General features: G+C 64.1%; 18 protein-coding genes and 2 tRNA genes. 17 read left to right on the forward strand and 3 right to left on the reverse strand.

The genetic code is table 11. The features are described from left to right. Positions 1-6 precede the first annotated feature (6 nt). From QJT78_RS06210 to QJT78_RS06230, 5 genes are all read left to right on the forward strand, one after another. A complete protein-coding gene (locus QJT78_RS06210; RefSeq protein WP_028147606.1) occupies positions 7-741 on the forward strand; it encodes a tRNA-uridine aminocarboxypropyltransferase in 735 nt (244 codons plus the stop codon). A 194-nt stretch (positions 742-935) separates the two neighbouring features. After that, positions 936-1,652: an ABC transporter permease gene (locus QJT78_RS06215; protein WP_028147605.1), complete on the forward strand. Its 717-nt coding sequence runs from the start codon at positions 936-938 to the stop codon at positions 1,650-1,652. Between the two features lie 7 nt (positions 1,653-1,659). Beyond that, the gene (locus QJT78_RS06220) at positions 1,660-2,421 is read left to right on the forward strand and encodes an ABC transporter ATP-binding protein (RefSeq protein ID WP_028147604.1); all 762 of its coding nucleotides are present in this window, start codon (positions 1,660-1,662) and stop codon (positions 2,419-2,421) included. Between the two features lie 56 nt (positions 2,422-2,477). Continuing rightward, positions 2,478-2,551, forward strand: a tRNA-Cys gene (locus tag QJT78_RS06225). A 189-nt stretch (positions 2,552-2,740) separates the two neighbouring features. Next, complete coding sequence (locus QJT78_RS06230; RefSeq protein WP_008132040.1) at positions 2,741-2,887, forward strand: hypothetical protein; 147 nt, start codon at positions 2,741-2,743, stop codon at positions 2,885-2,887. Positions 2,888-2,968: 81 nt separating this feature from the next. Here QJT78_RS06230 and QJT78_RS06235 read toward each other — a convergent pair whose 3' ends face one another. After that, positions 2,969-3,163 (reverse strand): hypothetical protein, encoded by a 195-nt coding sequence (locus QJT78_RS06235; protein WP_014495402.1) that lies wholly within the window; start codon positions 3,161-3,163, stop codon positions 2,969-2,971. Between the two features lie 262 nt (positions 3,164-3,425). Here QJT78_RS06235 and QJT78_RS06240 point away from each other — a divergent pair, with 262 nt between their 5' ends. The 11 genes from QJT78_RS06240 (at position 3,426) to QJT78_RS06290 (ending at position 15,618) form a co-directional block, all read left to right on the forward strand. Next, positions 3,426-3,689 carry a hypothetical protein gene (locus QJT78_RS06240; protein ID WP_028147603.1) on the forward strand — a complete coding sequence of 88 codons (264 nt, stop codon included), beginning with the start codon at positions 3,426-3,428 and terminating at the stop codon, positions 3,687-3,689. 440 nt (positions 3,690-4,129) lie between these two features. Beyond that, complete coding sequence (locus tag QJT78_RS06245; RefSeq protein WP_028147602.1) at positions 4,130-5,047, forward strand: ABC transporter substrate-binding protein; 918 nt, start codon at positions 4,130-4,132, stop codon at positions 5,045-5,047. Continuing rightward, positions 5,047-6,669, forward strand: coding sequence for an amino acid ABC transporter permease/ATP-binding protein (locus QJT78_RS06250; RefSeq protein WP_281460196.1), 1,623 nt, complete (start codon positions 5,047-5,049; stop codon positions 6,667-6,669). The genes QJT78_RS06245 and QJT78_RS06250 overlap by 1 nt, the downstream gene beginning before the upstream one ends. Before the next feature lie 43 nt (positions 6,670-6,712). Further along, positions 6,713-7,954 carry an acetamidase/formamidase family protein gene (locus tag QJT78_RS06255; protein ID WP_028147600.1) on the forward strand — a complete coding sequence of 414 codons (1,242 nt, stop codon included), beginning with the start codon at positions 6,713-6,715 and terminating at the stop codon, positions 7,952-7,954. 257 nt (positions 7,955-8,211) lie between these two features. Beyond that, a complete protein-coding gene (locus tag QJT78_RS06260; RefSeq protein ID WP_038943730.1) occupies positions 8,212-10,542 on the forward strand; it encodes an acetamidase/formamidase family protein in 2,331 nt (776 codons plus the stop codon). A gap of 14 nt (positions 10,543-10,556) precedes the next feature. Beyond that, positions 10,557-10,940 (forward strand): RidA family protein, encoded by a 384-nt coding sequence (locus QJT78_RS06265; RefSeq protein WP_028147598.1) that lies wholly within the window; start codon positions 10,557-10,559, stop codon positions 10,938-10,940. Positions 10,941-11,277: 337 nt separating this feature from the next. Beyond that, complete coding sequence (locus QJT78_RS06270) at positions 11,278-12,441, forward strand: PspA/IM30 family protein (protein WP_049807706.1); 1,164 nt, start codon at positions 11,278-11,280, stop codon at positions 12,439-12,441. Between the two features lie 10 nt (positions 12,442-12,451). Continuing rightward, complete coding sequence (locus tag QJT78_RS06275) at positions 12,452-13,114, forward strand: OB-fold-containig protein (RefSeq protein WP_038943732.1); 663 nt, start codon at positions 12,452-12,454, stop codon at positions 13,112-13,114. A gap of 23 nt (positions 13,115-13,137) precedes the next feature. Further along, complete coding sequence (locus QJT78_RS06280) at positions 13,138-14,832, forward strand: flotillin domain-containing protein (RefSeq protein ID WP_028147595.1); 1,695 nt, start codon at positions 13,138-13,140, stop codon at positions 14,830-14,832. Between the two features lie 210 nt (positions 14,833-15,042). Further along, the gene (locus QJT78_RS06285) at positions 15,043-15,411 is read left to right on the forward strand and encodes a hypothetical protein (protein ID WP_038943733.1); all 369 of its coding nucleotides are present in this window, start codon (positions 15,043-15,045) and stop codon (positions 15,409-15,411) included. Positions 15,412-15,543: 132 nt separating this feature from the next. Continuing rightward, positions 15,544-15,618, forward strand: a tRNA-Asn gene (locus tag QJT78_RS06290). Between the two features lie 418 nt (positions 15,619-16,036). Here the strand turns inward: QJT78_RS06290 and QJT78_RS06295 are convergent. Then, positions 16,037-17,359, reverse strand: coding sequence for a cyclic nucleotide-binding domain-containing protein (locus QJT78_RS06295; protein ID WP_028147591.1), 1,323 nt, complete (start codon positions 17,357-17,359; stop codon positions 16,037-16,039). Between the two features lie 141 nt (positions 17,360-17,500). Further along, complete coding sequence (locus tag QJT78_RS06300; RefSeq protein WP_038943734.1) at positions 17,501-17,941, reverse strand: hypothetical protein; 441 nt, start codon at positions 17,939-17,941, stop codon at positions 17,501-17,503. 294 nt (positions 17,942-18,235) lie between these two features. On the opposite strand from QJT78_RS06300, the gene QJT78_RS06305 reads away from it, so the two are divergent. Then, complete coding sequence (locus QJT78_RS06305; RefSeq protein ID WP_155257714.1) at positions 18,236-18,382, forward strand: hypothetical protein; 147 nt, start codon at positions 18,236-18,238, stop codon at positions 18,380-18,382. The last annotated feature ends 637 nt before the right edge of the window (positions 18,383-19,019 follow it).

Genomic DNA, 19,019 nt, shown 5'->3' on the forward strand with positions numbered 1-19,019 from the left:
GCGGCCATGTCGAACCCCACCGCCGCCGCGCCGGCCGATCCGATCCCCGAATGCCCGCACTGCCAGAAGCCGATGCCGCTGTGCATCTGCGACAGCGTCACGCCGGTTGAAAACCGGCTTTCGCTCCTGATCCTCCAGCATCCGCAGGAGCAGGATAGGGCGCTCGGCACCGCGCGGCTGCTTGCGAAGCATTTCGACGATGCCACGGTGCGGGTCGGCCTGTCCTGGCCGAGCCTGTCCAAGGCGCTGGGGCGGCCGATAGAGAACGCCTCGCACTGGGCGGTGCTCTATCTCGGCTCGGCCCGCGCGGCCGATCTCGAAGCCGAGGGCGAGATTCTGGCGCTCAACCGCAAGGGCGAGGTGGCGGAGAACCAGCGCTCGATCCTCGGCAAGCTCGAAGGCGTGGTGCTGCTCGACGGCACCTGGAGCCAGGCCAAGGCGCTGTGGTGGCGCAACCCCTGGATGCTGAAATGCCAGCGCGTCATCCTCAACCCGGCGAATCCCTCACGCTACGGCCGCCTGCGGAAGGAGCCGCGCAAGGACGGGCTGTCGACCATCGAGGCCGCCGCGACGATCCTGGCCAGTCTTGAGAAGCGTCCGGACATCGCCGAGACGCTGAATGCGAGTTTTGAACGGATGTTGACCCGCTATCGCGAGGTGCAGGCCGAGATGCCGGAACTGGCTCCGAAGCCGGCCCCAAAGGGCGGTCGACGCGACTTCCGCCGCCGCAAGCGGGCCTGACCTCGGCCTTCATCATCCTCCGTACGGTTGATTGCCCGGCGCACGGCGGCCGGATAGAGACCAGCGGCTGATGAGCGGCTATCCTGTCGCAGAATCGGAAAGCCGGAAGCGGAAGGGGCAGTCGAATTCAGCCAGCGGCGAAGGAAATCCTCGCACAGGCGGCGCGGCCCGATCGGTGGGGCACGCTCGCACTGATGGACATTTCGCTGCGTTACCGGCGCACCGTGATCGGCCCGCTCTGGATCACGCTGACGCTGGCAGCAACGATCGCAAGTGTCGGCACGGTCTACGCAGCACTGTTCAAGCAGGACATCGCCGGTTTCCTGCCGCCCTTCGCCGTCGGCCTGATCGTCTGGACCCTGATCGCGACGACGCTCCAGGAAGGCTCAAGCATCTTCGTGGCGTCCGGCCACCTGATCAAGGCCGTGCCGGCGCCGCTGATCGTGCATGTGCTCCAGATGATCGCGCGCAACGTGCTCATCTTCGCGCATCATCTGGTGATCGTGGTGCTGCTCTACATCGTGATGCCCTGGCCGCTGCATTGGAACATGCTGCTGGCGGTGCCCGGCTTTGCGATCCTGCTGTTCGTTCTGCTCGGCGGTTCGGTCGCGCTCGGCATGCTCTGCGCGCGCTTTCGCGATATCGGCACGGCGATCGTCAGCGGCCTGCAATTCATCTTCTTCCTGACGCCGATCATCTGGACCGAGGACGCCCTGCGCGGCACCGCGTTCGACTGGCTGATCCGCGCCAATCCGTTCGCGACGCTGCTCGACCTCGTGCGCAGGCCGCTGCTGTCGCAGCCGACCGATCCGCAACAATGGCTGCTCGGGGTGATCTATGCGATCGTCGTAGCGGTCATCGCCTTCGGCTGCTACGCAAAATACCGCCACCGCGTGGCGTATTGGCTGTGAGGCGCGCATGAGCCTTGCTGCCCACATCGTGCTTCGCAATGTTTCGGTCAACTTTCCGGTGCTGTCGTTCCGCGACCGTTCGCTGCGCAGCCGCTTCGTCAGCGCGGTGACGCTGCGCCGGACGTCGACGGTGCCGCACATCGTCTCCGCGCTCAACGACGTCAGTCTCGACATCCGCGCCGGCGACCGCGTCGCCATCATCGGCGCCAACGGCGCCGGCAAGACCACGCTGCTGCGGGTGCTCGCCGGCATCTATCATCCGACCGCCGGCAGCGTGGACGTGCTTGGCCGCTGCCTGTCGCTGTTCGACCTGTCGGCCGGCTTCGACGAGGAGGCGACAGGTTATGAGAACATCATACGCCGCGGGCTCGTGATCGGCGCGCGGCGCTCCGAGATCGATGCGCGCCGGGCGGAGATCGCCGAGTTCACCGAGCTCGGTGACAGGCTCGATCTGCCGCTGCGCACCTATTCCAGTGGCATGATGCTGCGCCTGATCTTCGCGGTCGCAACCGCCGTGGACGGCGAGATCGTGCTGCTCGACGAATGGATCGGCGTCGGCGATCAGCAATTCCGCCGGAAGGCGCGGCAGCGGCTCGACGAGATCGTGGCCCGTGCCGGCATCCTGGTGCTGGCCTCGCACGACATCGAGCTGATCCAGAGCACCTGTAACCGCGCGATCCTGCTGGAGGAGGGGCGGATCACCGCGGCCGGCCCGACCGATGCGATTCTTGCGAAATATCTCGCCGGTTCCGGCGCGGCAAAGGCGTAAACGCCCGGTCGGGGTTGCCTAAGCCATTGATCCCCTATATTGCTCCGCCCTTACGGGGCCACGTGGCGGAGTGGTTACGCAACGGTCTGCAAAACCGTGTACACCAGTTCAATTCTGGTCGTGGCCTCCATAACAACCTCCTGATATTTCATCATAAATTTTGCTCACCGCGCGTTCCGCGGAGCACGCGGTTGAGGCCTGCCAGGCCGTGTACACCGGGTTTGCCCGGGGCTTGGCGGACACCAGCGATTCAGGCCCGATGGCATAGACTTCGCATCTGCGAAGTGATGCGTCACGAACCCCTGGAGCTGGAGAGCACGTGAGCGACGTCGTCCGATTTGTCCCGAAATCCGAGCTGGAGCGGGCTCGCCTCATTCGCGAGGCCCGTGCGATCTATGACAGCATCTTTCCGCCGGCCGCACCCGACCGGGCGCCGCAGGACGGCGAGGAGCGGGTCAAGACCTGATCGGCGCCGCGCCGTTCCGGCGCATGGCCGATAGCAAAACGCCGGCGGGAGCGGGCGCATCGGTTGACGTTGAAAGTGGCCTCAACCGGCCGCGTACCAGCCGTCCGGAAACGGCAGAAGGGGCCAGGCGCCCTCATTGTCATTGGCGGCTTTGGGCGTTGCGACGTACGACCACGAGCGGGGCACGAATTCCTCCTCCGGCTCGGGCGCGAAATCTTGATAGACCATGGCGTCCCGGACGGCATCCAGCAGCAAGTTGAATTCGGCTTCGCTCATCGCACCCTCGCAGAACGCGGATGGCGCAATGTCGCAAAGCCGGTTTGTTACCCGATTGAGCCGATCGTTCGCATTTTAACGATCCGGCGATCGAACTCTGATTGGTTAGCGATTCCTTAAAATCCCCGCGGAACCGTACGTTCCTCCCGTCCGGCCGCAGTGTGAAAGAGATCACATCCCCCGCGATTTATTTCTCCTACCCCTCGGCACGACACCGGCCAGCGAAGGCCGGGGGCGGGCAAGGCAGACGGGAGACTTGGTCGTGAAGGCAAGGTTCTTACGGTTTGCGAGTGCGAGGAGCCGGGCGCGCCGCGCCTCGACGGTCGGGCTGTTCCTGGCGCTGTTCGCCTCCGCCGCCAATGCGCAGCAGGGAACTCCGGAGCAGCGTCGGGCCTGCACCCCCGACGTCTACCGGCTCTGCGCCGGCGAGATCCCCAACGTCCGCGCCATCACGGCCTGTCTGCGCCGTAACCGCTCAAGCTTGAGCGAGGCTTGCCGCACCGTCTTCGACCTGGCCGGCGGCTGACATAGCCGCCCTGTGGGTTTGTGCGCAGCAAGTGGCTCGTGCGGCCTCGCGAATCCGGCATAGTCGGCCTGTGGATATGCTGCGGACAGGCTGTGGAAAGCGGTGAGATGCTGTGGACGTCGTCCACAGATGCGTCTGCCCCGCGCCTCATTTCCGTCAGCGAACGTCATATCTCTGTCAAATATCCTGACTGATTGATTCTCCAACCGTGCAGATCATTGCGTCGCGCGAGATCATTTGGTTCTCCCGAATTCGGAATTGCGTGCCGCAGGACACCTGACGCACGAACAGTTTTTGTGCAGCGGGCTGCCCAATTCGCGGGCCCCATTCATCCAATTTTTTGTACGCCCGCGGACAAGCTTTCCCGTCCGCACTCCACCTAGGCTCGTTCCCAAGATCTGGAACATGGCCAGTGCCATGACAATTCGAAGGAGCTGGAGATGGAGACACGGGTATTGCCCCTTGCACGGGGGATCGCACGCGCATCATTGCCATGGCGCAAGGTCGCGCTCGGCGCCACCATCGCTTTCGGCTTCGTCGCCGCGGCACCGTTGAGCGCGCAGGCCGCCGCGCCCGCCGCTTGCGCCGCACTCCAGGAGAAATATCCGGACTGGAAGGGCAAGACCCTCGTCAACGCGATCAACCCGCACACGCCGGGCTATGAGACAATCGACCCGAAGGATCCCAGCAAATATATCGGCTTCGACATCGATCTTGGCGAAGCCATCGGCGAATGCCTCGGCTTCAAGCTGACCTACAAGCCGGTGACCTTCGCAGCACTCCTCACAACACTCGCTGCCGGCCAGGCGGACATCGTCATCTCCGACATCTACGCCACCAAGGAGCGCGCCAAGGCCGCCGACTTCATCACATACTCGAAAGTGTTCGACGGCGTGCTGGTCGCCAAGGGCAATCCGAAGGGCATCAACGGCATCAACATGTCGATGTGCGGCACGGCGGCCGCCGAAAACACCGGCTATGTCGAGGTGCCCCTGATCCAGGCCCTGATCCCGGAATGCAAGAAGGCCGGCAAGGCCGAGCCGACAATCCAGCTCTACGACAACAACGCCAACTGCATCCAGGCGATCCTGGCCGGCCGCGCCGACACCTACATCAACGACGTCAACACCGTCGACAGTGCGGTGAAGGCCTATCCGGACAAGCTGGAGAAGGCGATCGCGGTGACGATCCCGTATTCGGTCGGCATCGCCGTCCGGAAGGACAAGCCGAAATTCCGCGACGCCGTGCTGGCCGCACTGATCGAGGTACAGAAGGCCGGCACGCATATGGAGCTTCTGAAGAAGCATGGGCTCGACGTGAACAACTTCAAGGAGCCGGACATTCTGACGGCTGACTGATGTCGCTGTTCCTCCATTACCTGAGCATGCCGTATCTGCTCGAGGGCATCGAGCTCACCCTCGAGGTGACCGCCCTCGGGCTCGGCGGCGGATTGATCCTCGGATTGATCCTCGCCGGCATGCAGCTCTCGCGCTTCTGGCCCCTGGCGGCGATCGCCAGGGCCTACACCGTGATCTTCCGCGGTACGCCGCTGATCCTTCAGATGGTGTTCGCCTACGACGCGTTGCCGCATATCGGCATCAAGCTGCCGGCGGTGCTTGCCGCCGGCCTCGCGCTCGCCTGCAACGAGGCGCCGTTCATCGCCGAGATGCTGCGCGCCGGCGTGCTCGGCGTCGATCGCGGGCAGGTGACGGCCGGACAGGCGCTCGGCATGACGCCGCGGATCCTGATGTGGCGGGTGATCGCGCCGCAAGCGATCCGCACCATGATCCCGGCCTTCGGCAACGAAGCGGTAAGCGCGCTGAAGAATTCCTCGCTGGCGTCCGTCGTCGCAGTCCAGGAGCTGACCTTGCGCTCGACCCAATTGGCGTCCTCGACCTTCGACTTCTTCTCGATCTTCTTCGCCTCTGGCCTCTTGTACCTCGTGCTGACCTTCGCCATCAGCGTCATCCAGTTGTTCGTCGAATGGCTGCTCGATCTCGACCGCGCCAAAGGGCGGGAGCGCAAGCTCGCCGACTATCTGCCCTGGCGCCGCGTCGATCTCGGCACCAAGCTGGAGCTTGCGGAGGCGACCGTCGCCGATCCCGAACCCGCGCAGGCAGAGCTGACCGAAACGCCGCCGCTTGCTCTGACCAGAGAGGAGCGTACGCGGCGTTTCGCGACGATCGCGCGCAACAACATCGCGGTCGAAACCAAGGACCTCACCAAGAGCTACGGCACGCAAAAGGTGCTCAGCGGCCTCGATCTCACCGTTCGCGTCGGCGAAGTGGTCGCGCTGCTCGGCCCCAGCGGCTCGGGCAAGAGCACGCTGCTCCGCTGCATCAACCATCTCGAAAGCTGGGACGGAGGCACCGTGCGCGTCGGCGGCCGCCGCCTCGGCTTTGGCGACGACGGCAAGTTGCTGTCACCGCGGGCGATCGCCAACGAGCGGGCAACCGTCGGTGTCGGCATGGTGTTCCAGCAGTTCAATTTGTTCGCCCATCTGTCGGCACGCGAAAACATCGCCGGGCCTTTGCGCTGGGTCCACGGGATGACCCGCATCGACGCCGACCGTCCCGCCACCGAGCTGCTCGACCGTGTCGGTCTCTCGCATCGCGCCGACGCGCTGCCGCGACATCTCTCCGGCGGTCAGCAGCAGCGCGTCGCCATCGCCCGCGCGCTGGCGCCCAACCCAAGCGTGCTGCTTTTGGACGAGCCAACCTCGGCGCTCGATCCCGAGCTCGTCAACGAGGTGCTGGAAGTGATCCGGCGGCTCGCCATCGACGACGGCCTCACCATGATCATCTCGACGCACCAGATCCGCTTTGCCGATGAAGTCGCCGACCGCGTCGCTTTCCTGAGCGGCGGCGCGATCATCGAGGAGGGGCCGGCGCACGAGGTGCTCACCAATCCCCGCAATCCGCTGACGGCGCGTTTCCTCAGCGTGATGGAAGCCGACAAGACTCCGGAGGCGGTGCGATGAGCGCTGCCTTCGTAAGGTTCAAGACTCCCGAAGAGGCCATCTCATGAAGCATTTCACGCTGCCGGTTTCGCCGAAGACCGTCCACTGGGGCTATTTCTCCAAAAAGGTGACGCCGGCCCTGACATTGCGCTCTGGGGATCGCGCCACCATCGAGACGCTGACCCATCATGCCAATGACGATTACGAGCGCATGATCCAGGGCGATCCCGGCGCCGAGAGCGTGTTCCAGTGGACGCGCGAGCACAAGGCGGTCGCGCGCCGCGGCTCGGGCCCGGTCGAAGGCCCTTTCATCCGTGGCGCGGGCGAGGGGATCGGCGTGCATCTCCTCACCGGACCGGTCGCGATCGAAGGCGCCGAGCCCGGTGACATCCTGGAAGTGCGCATCCTCGATATCAGGCCGCGGCCGAGCTGCAGCGCCTGCCACGTCGGCCGCTGCTTCGGCTCCAACGTCGCCGCAAACTGGGGCTTTCACTATCACGACCTGATCGAGGAGCCGAAGCCGCGGGAGGTCGTCACCATCTTCGAGCTCGACACCTCGGGCGAGCCCTATGCGAAAGCGGTCTACAACTACGTCTGGACACCGCAGACCGACCCCGACGGCATCGTGCATCCCACCATCGACTATCCCGGCGTGCGTGTCGATCACGACACCGTCAGGAAGCGCGAAAACATTCTGTCGAGCGTGAGGGTGCCCACGCGTCTGCATTTTGGCACCATGGGCCTCGCGCCGTCGGAAGCCGATTTCGTCAGCTCGATCCCGCCGAGCTACACCGGTGGCAACATCGACGACTGGCGCATCGGCAAGGGCGCGCGGATGTTCTATCCGGTCGCAGTCCCCGGCGCCTATTTCTCGGTCGGCGATCCCCACGCCGCGCAAGGCGACAGCGAGCTCGGCGGCACCGCAATCGAGACCTCGCTCACCGGCGATTTCGAGTTCATCCTGCACAAGGAGGCTGATCTGGCCGGCACCAACCTGGAGGGCCTCGACCATCCGATGCTGGAGACCGATCAGGCCTGGTCGTTCTACGGCTTCACGTATCCGAACTATCTCGCCGCACTCGGCGCCGATGCGCAAACCGAGATTGCCAACCACTCGAGCCTCGACCGTGCGATGCGCGATGCGTTCAGAAAACTCCGGCGGTTCCTGATGACCGTGCACGGTCTCAGCGAGGACGAGGCGATCTCGCTGCTGTCGGTCGGCGCCGATTTCGGCGTCACCCAGGTCGTCGACGCCAATTGGGGCGTCCACGGCACGATCCGCAAGAACATCTTTCGCTGCGATTGATGCCCCGTAGCCCGGATGGAGCGAAGCGCAATCCGGGACAGCATCAATGGTGGCCCGAATCCCGGATTACGCTTCGCTCCATCCGGGCTACACAGCGTGCTTGATGCAGCAATTGGGCTCTAACACTCTGAAGGAAATTCCATTTCTCGGATGAACGCTTGACCACCGAACCTCATTTGCGGCCCGTTGCTGCGACGGATGACCGCGTTCGTCTGGCACAGAGGTTGCTTCGATCAACTGCAATCTGGGTTGATCCGATGAGCTTCCGGCCGTTCACGAGCGAGTCCTACGCGCAAGACGACCGCCCCGAAGCCTGGCGGGACGTGCTGGCGGCGGTCGGCCTGCAACCGGCGACCGGCCATTCCTTCTTTGACGGACATGCAACCGCATCGCATCGCCATGCCCCAGGTGTTGCGCTGACGCGCATGGCCGCTGGCGCGCAAAGCGTCGCGCCTCTTTCGCAACCGAATGAAGACCTTCCGATCGCGCTGATGCCGGTCGAGGACGGCATGGTGCTGAAGAGTGCCGGCGGCCACCGCATCGTTCCGGTCGGCCATCTCGTGCTGCTGCCACGGAGCGGGGACTGGAGCATCGTGTTCCAGCGTGACATGCGGGCCATCGTGCTGTCGGTGACCTCGGAAGCGCTGCACGGACGCCTCTCGGGCAAGCCGCGGCTCGGCGAGCCCCGCGTGGTTTCACCCAGCGGCTTTGCCGATGTGTTCTCGCGTCTGCTGGACGCGACCGCGCGCACGCTCGACATGCTGAGCGATGCCGAATGGAATTCGGTCGCGCAGTCGCTCGTTGATCTGCTCCTGACGCTCGCGCATCAACTGACGGCCTCGACGTCCGATGCCGGATCGAGTGCGACGCAGGCCGCACTGCTGCATCGCATCTGCCAGACCATCGAGCGGCGGCTCGACGATCCCGAACTGGCGCCGGCGCGCGTCGCGCAGGCCCAGGGGATTTCCGAGCGCTACCTGCAAAAACTGTTCGAGACGGTCGGCGACAATTTCACCCATTACGTCCGGGAGCGCCGCCTCCAGCGTGCGTGGGCCGATCTGTCCAATCCGACCGAGGCGCATCGTTCGATCTCTGAGATCGCTTATGCCTACGGCTTTGGCGATTCCGCACATTTCAGTCGCGCTTTCCGTCATCGCTTCGGCCTGCCGCCGCGCGAGTTTCGCCAGCAAGAGGCGGAGCGGGCGACCTTGCAGCACGGCATTGCCGGCCAGCGCGGCTGGCCGCAGGAGGCGCTGGCGCAGCTCCGCGTGCATTCGAGCGTCGAGGCACGCAGCACCGTTGCGTGTGCCGGCACCGAGGATCGGACGACCACGGAACGCGGGCATCACCATCTCCCGGTCGAGGCCAGCCGCGTCCATTGGGGCTATTTCAGCCGCTCGTTATCGCCGCAAATCGAGATCGCCTCGGGCGACACCATCACCATCGAGACGCTGACGCAGCACGCCTCCGACGCGCCCGAGATGATGATCGCGGGCGATGCCGGTGCTGAAAGCGTGTTCGGCTGGACACGGGACAAGAAGAACGTCGATCGTCGGGGCGCTGGTCCGATGGACGCGAGTGTGTTCGGCCGCGGCGCCGGCGAAGGATTTGGCGTGCACATCTGCACGGGGCCGGTCGCGGTGAAGGATGCCCAGCCCGGCGACGTGCTGGAGGTGCGCATCCTCGACATCGTGCCGCGTGCGAGCCGCAATCCGAACCATGCCGGCCGCGTGTTCGGCTCCTCGGTCGCGGCCTGGTGGGGCTATCACTACAACGAGTTTCTCGGCGGTCCCAAGCCGCGCGAGGTCGTCACCATCTACGAGATCTTCGCCGATCCCGAGGAGCCGCACGCCCGGGCGCTTTATTCCTATCGCTGGGAGCCGCAGACCGACCCCTTCGGCGTTGTGCACGCCACCTACGACTATCCCGGCGTCCCCGTCGCGCCCGCCACGGTGAAGCGCCGGCATGCCGTACTCGATGGCATCCGCATTCCCCTGAGGCCGCATTTCGGCGTGATCGCGGTGGCGCCGCGCGAGGTCGATTTCGTCGACTCCGTGCCGCCGTCCTATTTCGGCGGCAATCTCGACAATTGGCGGCTGGGGAAGGGGTCTACCGTCTATCTTCCGGTTTCGGTGCCCGGCGCGCTGCTCTCGGTCGGCGATTCCCATGCCACGCAGGGCGACGGCGAGCTCAGCGGCACCGCGATCGAATGTTCGATGACAGGGACGTTCGAGGTGATCCTGCACAAGAAGGCCGAACTGGCCGGCCAGCCCTTTGCCGATCTCTCTTATCCCCTGATCGAGACCGAGACCGACTGGGTGTTGACCGGGTTCAGCCATCCCAACTATCTCGCCGAGTTCGGCGCGCAGGGCCAAAGCGAAGTCTACACAAAATCCTCGCTCGACCTCGCTATGAAGGATGCGTTCCGGAAAATGCGGCGCTTCCTGATGAACGTCAAAGGCCTCAGCGAGGACGAGGCGATCGCGCTGATGTCGGCCGCCGTCGATTTTGGCGTCACCCAGGTCGTCGACGGTAATTGGGGCGTGCACGCCATCCTCAGCAAGCGCCTGTTTCGGGACGCGACTTAACAAGGACATCTCAAGTGAAATTCCACATGATCAGCGGCGGACCGAAGCCGGTCGCGCCCTTCAGCCACGCCGTCGAGACCGAGGGGTTTGTCTTCGTCACCGGCCAGATGCCGGACACGCCGCAGGCGCCGGGTGTGCTGCCCGACGGCATAGAGGCGCAGACGCGGGCCGTGATGGAGAATTTGAAGGTGGTGCTTGCCGGCCTCGATCTCGGCCTCGAGCACGTCGTGATGACGCGGATTTATCTGACGCGTTTCAAGGAAGACTACGCCTCAATGAACGAGACCTATCGCAGCTTCTTTCCGCCGGATCGTTTGCCGGCTCGCACGTGTGTCGGCGTCACCGGGCTCGCCTATGATGCGCTGATCGAGATCGACCTGGTGTGCCGGCGGCCGTGAGGCGATGCTGTAGCCCGGATGGAGCGCAGCGAAATCCGGGATGCGCCCAGCGGACACAGGGGCCCCGGATTACGCTGGCTCCATCCGGGCTATAAAAATGGAAGTGTCGGGACATCGACCAGCCGATTAACAGTCGGATGGTCGGCGGCAACGTTGACCAGTGCGGTTTCCCTTGGGTTCGCCTAAAATTGCAACCCGCGCGTGCAAGTAGTCTTGATCGGCGGTGATCCAGGAGTGATCCGCCGCCTTGAACGCACCAATGGCCGCCAGCGACCAATCCATGGAGTGCCCAAGGATCAGTGACTTCCTCTTCCTAAAGCACCAAATTGGTGCTTTAGTGCTTTCGATGAGCCCGTCGCCCCGAAACGCGCCGTCCGCGCTGCGTTACAGGCTTGCCCCCGACCCGGCCGCCAAGGCCGCCATGGAGGCGACGTTCAGGGCCTATGACCGCATGATGGAGATCCTGGACGAGGTGGCGCGGAGCCATAACGTCGGCTCCAATGTCGTCCTGCTCCATGCCCATGCCTATGAGCCGATCCGGAAAGAAACCGCACTGCCGTCGCGCCTGGTGACGCTGGGTCTGCGCGACCGCGCCGATTATCGCGCGGCGCAGGGCCGCCGCCTGCCGCTCGACGACAAGCTCGTCAAGATCAAGGGCCCCGCCACCATTTCGATTGCGACCGTGCAGGGGCGCTTCAGCGTGCCCTTCGACTATGCCGGCTATGCCGAGGGTTGGGGCCAGAGCGCGCCCGCGCACCTCATCCGCACCGACGACGGCTTTGAAGTTCATTACGGTGTCACGCCGAACAATCTGCCAGAGGAGGAGAACGCTATGGATACCATCGCTGCTGCCCCTGACAATTTCCTGTCCCGGGTCGGGCGCCTGATTGCCGGGATCGCCTACGACGCGATCGAGCAGGCGGAAGGCAAGAACAAGCTCAAAGTGGTTGGCCAGGCCATCCGCGAGATCGAGCGTGCGGAAAGCGAGGCGCGCGATGCGCTCGCGGCCGCGCGCGCCGAGGAATACCGCCTCAATGCGCGCCGCACCGAGATCGAACGCGAGATGACCGATCTCACGCCCGAGATCGAGGGTGCGATCGCGGATAGCCGCGACGATCTCGCCCGCGCCGGCATTGCGCGGCAGATGGACCTCGAGGCGCAGCTCGAGGTGCTTTCCCGGGCCATCGACGAGAATAACGAGAAGATCGAACAGTGCGTGACGTCGCTGCGCGCCGTGCTGTCAGCATTGCAAGATGCCGAGCAGCGCCGCGCCGATCTCGAAAAGAGCGAGGCTCACGCAAGCCATCAGGCCACGACGTCGCCCCGGAAGTCCGGGGGTGCCTCGGCGGCAGCGAAGGCCTTGCGCGCGGGCAGGGCGGTGGCGCGCGCCACCGGCGTTCCGGCAGCCATCCCGTATTCAAGCGACATCGACGAGCTCAGCACGTTGCATCGCGACAAGGAGATTGCAGCGAGGCTGGCGCGGTTGAAGTCGCGCTCCTGAGTAATGTGTCATGAGCGCTCTGCTCGAACACGTGATGTCGCCGGAGGTCAGGCCGTTCGCGATCGCGGCGGCCATGATCCTCATCGTCGGCTCGATCGAGGTGGTCTCGATGCTGGTCGGGGCCTCGCTCAGCGAGATGCTCGGCACCAACATCGATTTCGGTCACCCCAGCGACAATGGCGTGATCAACGCCATCTCCTGGATCAATGTCGGCGGCGTGCCGCTCTTGATCTTCCTGCTGCTGCTGCTGCTCGGCGCCTTCTCCATCACCGGCTTCCTGATCCAGGACATCGCGCGGATGGTGGCCGGTCCCTTGCCGGCAACGCTCGCCTCGGTCGGAGCGGTCGCCGTCTCGATTCCGCTGGTCCGCGCAGCAAGCAGGGGCATCGCGCGGGTCATTCCCAAGGATGAAAGCTATGCCGTCGGCCTCGGCGATCTCGTCGGCCGCGTCGGCGAGGTCGTGATCGGCCCGCTCGATCAGGGGCCGCCGGGCCGCGTCAGCGTCGCCGACATCCACGGCAACCGCCATTTCGTCTGGGCGGTCGCCGCACCGTCGTCATCGCCCCTGCCGCAGGGAACGATGGTCCTGCTGGTCGATCGCGACGGCACCCGTTTCGTCGCGGTGAAGGCCGACGATGAACTGAAACCTTCCAAGCCGACTCTAAGCAGCTGACAAGTCATTTATCGGAGAAAGTCATGTTCGATATCGCAGTCCCGGCCATGATCGGCGTCGCGCTGATCGTCGTCCTCGGGATCGTCTTCACCATCCTCTACAAGCGCGCCACTCGCGACGAGGCCTTCGTGCGTACCGGCCTCGGCGGCAAGAAGGTCGTGCTCGACGGCGGCGCCATGATCCTGCCGATCTTCCACTCCTACGCCAGCGTCAACCTGAAGACGCTGCGGCTCACCGTCGAGCGCAAGGAGCGGGAATCCCTGATCACCAAGGACCGCCTGCGCGTCGACATCGTCGCCGAGTTCTACGTGCGCGTCCGTCCTGACGATGAGAGCATTGCGCTCGCCAGCCAGACGCTGGGCGCGCTGACGAATGACGCCGAAGCCCTGCGTAACCAGGTCGAGGCAAAATTCGTAGACGGCCTGCGGTCGGTGGCGGCCACCATGTCCATCCTGGAGTTGCAGGAGAAGCGCAGCGACTTCGTCAAGCATGTGCAGGCGACCGTGGAATCGGACGTAAAATCCAACGGTCTCGAGCTTGAATCGGTGTCGCTGACCAAGCTCGACCAGACGGATGTGAAATTCTTCAATCCGGAAAACTTCTTCGACGCCGAAGGTCTGACCCAGCTGAAGACCGTCACTGAGACACGCCGGCGCGACCGCAACTCGATCGTGCGCGACAACGAGGTGGCGATTGCGCAAAAGGACCTCGAGGCTCGGCAGCAGACCCTGACCATCGAGCGCACCAAGAAGGAGGCCGAGCTCTCGCAGGAGCGCGACATCGCCAACAAGACCGCGAGCACCCGCGCCGAGGTCGCGACCGCAACCCAGACCGCGCGTCTGACCGAGGAGAACGCCCGCATCGATACCGACCACGCCGTTGCCGAGAAGGAGGCCGGCGCCAAGCAGGTCAAGGAAACCGCGGTCATCGAGTCGGATCTCGCCATCAACAAGCGCAAGACCGACGCGCAGCGCGAAATCCAGATCGCCACGCAGGAGAACGAGATCCAGATCGCGGCCAAGAGCAAGCAGACCTCGGAAGCCGTCGCCGACGCCAAGACCGCCGAGGCGCTCGCCGTCTCCGCGGAGGAAAAGGTCGTGACCGCACGCGCGGTCGAGGTCGCCGATCGCGCCCGTCTCACCCAGGTGCTCGCCGCGCGCACCGAGGCCGAGCGCAAGTCGACCGAGCTGATCGTCGCGGCCGAGGCCGAAAAGAAGGCCTCGCTCGATCGCGCCGAGGCCGTCAAGACGCTGGCCACCGCGGAAGCCGAGTCCAACAAGATCAAGGCTGTCGGCGTCAGGAATATCGGCGAGGCCGAAGCCGCGATCATCACGCTCAAGAACGAGGCGCAGAACAAGCTCGGCGCCAACGTCATCGACTTCGAACTCGCCAAGAAGCGGATCGAGACCATGCCCTCGGCGCTGGCCGAGATGGTGAAGCCGATCGGCAATCTCAAGGACGTCCGCATCCTGCACACCGGCGGCGCGTTCGGCGGCAATGGCACCGGCGGCGGCAATGTCGGCTTCGGCGAAGGGCTTGCGGGCGAGCTCCTCAAGGTGCACGCGCTGCGCCCGATGATCGACGAGATCCTGCGCCAGAGCGGGTTTGCGCCGGGCGAGGATCCCGTGAAAGCGCTGGTCGGCGCCGTGACGGGAAAGAGCAACGGCGCCGCAGTGCCGGCGCCCGTGCCGGAGAAAACAAACACCGCCGATCTATGAACGCCGGTTCATTGCTGCGGAGAATTCGAATCGATATGAACTGCCCGTGCGCGTCTCGCGTCGCGCACGCTCCGGAGCGTCGATCGATCGCGTGTTGAACCGCTCGATCGCGCTCCGGGTGAATTCTTCGAGGCAACGCCATTTGTTGCCGCGGTGCCTGCGCGGATCGACGTCAGGCACCGGAGCCTCTTTCGATCGGGGGAATTTCACATGAAGTATTTTCTGTCCGGACTGATCGCGATCGGTCTTACGATCGCCGCTACGCCGTCGTTCGCGGCCGACGCCCGCAACGTCACCGTCGTCAACGAGACCGGCTATGCCATCAAATTCCTGGGCTTCAACGCGCCGGACGACGGCCTGGACGAATGGGAGAACGAGCTCGACAAGGTTTTGCAGAACCAGGCGAGCACCTATGTCGAGTTCGAAGAGGACGACGAGGGATGTGTCTGGAACATCCGCGTCGACTGGCAGAACTATGACGAATCCGTGCTCTGGAAGAACGTCAACCTCTGCAAGATCACCGCGCTTCGGCTGCGCTACGACTCCGGAACCAAGACCACGTCCTTCGTCGCCGAATAGTTTGACCTGACGGGAGCCCGGGGAGGGGCGGCGGCCCTACCTCGGCGCATTGTGCAGGATCGCGAATTCGTCCTTTGCAAGCGCAAGCGGCTTTGTTATACGCAGCCGCGCGCGAACGACTGGTTCGCCTTTTCCTCGGTAGCTCAGCGGTAGAGCATCCGACTGTTAATCGGATGGTCGCTGGTTCGAATCCAGCCCGGGGAGCCATCAGGCTGTTTCCAAGCCTCTTCAAACGCACCAAGATTCAACAAAGATTGCGGATAAGCTCTGGAAAAATCAGGGCTTTTTGCTGTCCTCTTCTGTTCTATCTCGTCCATCCGTGTTCGTCGCCATTCGGCACGTTTGGGGGTACTTTGTGGGGTACGGTCTTGTCCCCCCGCGAGACCCCTCCAGGATACCCCCAAATTCGATGTCATCCGATGCGGAATCGGATGGTCACTCAATCGCGGGGGGGGGGGGGGCCATGAGGTTCCGGAACGCGCTTTCTGATGCCGCCATTCGCGAGGCCAAGGCCGAATCGACGGACCTGAAATTGGCCGATGGCGGTGGCCTGTTCCTGCTGGTCGCCAATCACGCTTCCGCCCGGATACCATCGAGCCAGCCTAACGCTGAGCGCCCACAAGCATCAGACTAGCGTCTCCGCCAGCGCCAGATAGAGGGCGAACAGAAAGCCGCCGACCGTGGGCAGGACGACCAGCGAGCCGCCTTCCGCGAGGGCGACGGGGATCATGGCGTGGGCGACCAGTGCGAGCACGGCACCGCCGGCGACCGCTTGGGCGAAGATCGCCGCCAGGGCCTCGGTATTTCCAATGAACGCTTTTCCGGCTGCGGCGGCGAGAATTCCGGCGATGAGGACGGTCGACCAAAGGCCGTAGATTGCGGCGTTACGGTACCCGGCCTTGGTCAGCATCGAGGCGCTGGCGGCAGCTTCCGGAATGCCGCCGAGGAACATGCCGAGCATCAGGGTCAGGGACAAATTGCCGAAGCTCGTGAACTTGGCGCCGATGACCAGGCAGCCGGGGATGGTATCGAGGATGTTGCCGAGCACGATGGCCATGCCGGCGCCTTTGGCTGTCGTGGTCAGCAGTTCGCCGGCCTCATGGCGATTGAGGTCCAGGCTGCCGCTGGCGACCTTGGCCCAGATCGTGGCATCAGTGCCGCCCTTGCTGAGATTGCTGATCGCACGCTGATGGCTGATCCGCGTGACGGCCCCGGCGAGACGAGGATCGCTGGCGACAAGCCGTTGGAAATCGGCCTTGGCGATCACAAGCAACTCGGTGTCCTCCGTGGCGCGTATGGTCGCAGTGCGCGGGCCGCCGCTGAGCAGTGCCATTTCTCCGAACGCGTGTCCCTCGCCGAGCACCGCGAGCGGCGCGCTGCGGGTATCCGCTGTCGCGCCGTTCAGAACTTCCACCTTGCCTTGCGCCACGATGTACAGCGCGTCGGCTTCGTCGCCGGCGCGGAACAGGATTTCTCTGTTCGCCAGCCTCTTTCCGCTGATGCTCTCCAGGATCGGCTCGATGTCCTCTGGCGGCAGATGCCGCATCAAGTCGGAGCTGGACAGAAGCCGGATGCGCTCGCTGGTGTCCGCATGCTTGCGCGCCAGCGCAAACTCACGGAACTGCGTCACGTAACGAACGGCCGCGCCTCTCTTCTCCAGGAACAGCGAGGCGAAATAGTAGATGACCGCACCGGCCGCGAATCCCGTGCTGACGAAGGCCCACGCGGTTCGGGCACTGAAGCCTTGATGATGGAGCGATTGCGCGCCTTCATAGGCCAACTCGATCGCAAGCGCGGAGATCAGCGAGCCGGCGGCAAAGGCGAGCAGGCAGGCTAGGGGACGCTTTGAAAAGGGGGCGTGAAGTCCGATCGCCGCGCCGATCAGGGGGGAGGACGTTGTCACCAGGCCCAACAAGGCGGCCATGGCGAGGTAGTAGGGCGACGTCATAAAGCTCCCAATACATCGCGATCGTTCGCCGCAACGTGCCTGCTGCAGCATGATGACGTGCTGGATGTAGGAAAGCGAGAGCGCCTGCGGCGTCGCCGCATAGGAAGCTCATATAGACGGAATCAGCCGCAGCTCCGCGTTTCAGGCCGCCCGTTTCATCTGGGCAGAATCCTGCCGGTAGGCGGACATCACGAAGCCCTGACGGCATCTGACCCCGGCCTCGATTCGGAAGCCGAGCTGTTCGAGCTTCTTGCGGACCTTGAGCGCGAAGCCCGCCTCGTTCGACTTGATCAGCACCGCGATTGCAGCGGTCGTGCCGAGAGATGGTGCGATCTGGGACAGCGCCAACTCGAACTCACTGAACATGTCTTGCACGGTGATGAGGCCGACGGAAAAGGCCGGCTTGCGCAAGAAGATGGAGGGCATTCCAATTCGGGTGAAGCCGCGCTGGCGCAGCGCCTGATAGAGTTCGGCGCTACCACGGCCCGCGACGATCGCGCGATTGAGATTCGACAGATGGGTGAGCGAGATCATGGTCTCGACCACTTGATCGCGATCGGTGAAGGGAGCGGGGTGGAGCACGAAGATACTCCTTACAGTGGGTGCGCGGGCGCACTGGAACGAGAATTTGCCCTGAATGGCGCGACCAATATCGTTCGCGGCCAGTATGATTTCGAGGGGACAGGCAGGCTTATCTCATAGGAACGGCATAGGATCGGGACGAGGTTGAGGCGCGGTCAACGTTCGTTGCGCATGTAGGCGCTTCGTGCCGTCACCGATCTCAGGTCGGGCTCCGCACTGCTGCCTGCACCAGGACGGTTGATCGTTGCCTCCGACAGGCGATGGATGATGTGCGCGACGGCGGCCGTCACCAGGATGAGAAGCCAAGAGCGCCGCCCAAAGGTCGACGAGAAGGCTTACAAGGCCGCGCTGGACAGGATTCCGGTGCCTGACGAGAAGTACGATCCCTGGGGCGGCGCCCGCGCCACTGATGCGGCAAAGGCGTCCAAGAAGAAGAACTAGCGCACCGCCGGCCGACGACCGTTTGCCAGCATTGCGACGACCGTCATGGCCGCCAAACGTCTGCCGTTGCTCGCGACGGCAACTGATGAACTCCGGCTCTCGGGCTGTCGTGCCCACTATGCGGCGCCTATATGAGCGGACGCCGGGCTATCTCGATTTCCTATCCGATCACCCACATCATGCTTCCCTGCGATATCCGTTCGTGGAGGCCAGGATGGCGAGGTGGCGATTTCCATCGCGGCCGGTCTGCCTCGAGGATCGAACCAATTCATTCCGGATTGACCCGCGATCTCACTCCCAAGAGTGCGAACGCGGGTATCGGCGGCGTCTGGCGAATCTTCGGGGGCAATATGGCAAGGGAATCGTTCGCTAGGCTGATGCTACTCACTTATCGCGCCCTTGAGGTGCTGATGACGTTCCTGTTTCCGGCCTGGTACGGACCGTCCGCCAGATACCGGCCGGAAAATCACTACATGCGCGGCCCAGGGCCGAAATGGCGTGCGAAATATCTGGCCGAGTCTGTCTCTCCCCCCACGCGGTCGATCACCTCTTCGCGCCCTCGACGGGAATGATCGCGCGCTCATGGCTGACCCGCGGCACTGCCTCAACCAGCCGCCGATCGGAAAATCAAATACCT

This window comes from Bradyrhizobium sp. Mp27 (assembly GCF_029953005.1).
In the GTDB taxonomy this organism is placed as follows: Bacteria; Pseudomonadota; Alphaproteobacteria; order Rhizobiales; family Xanthobacteraceae; genus Bradyrhizobium; species Bradyrhizobium barranii.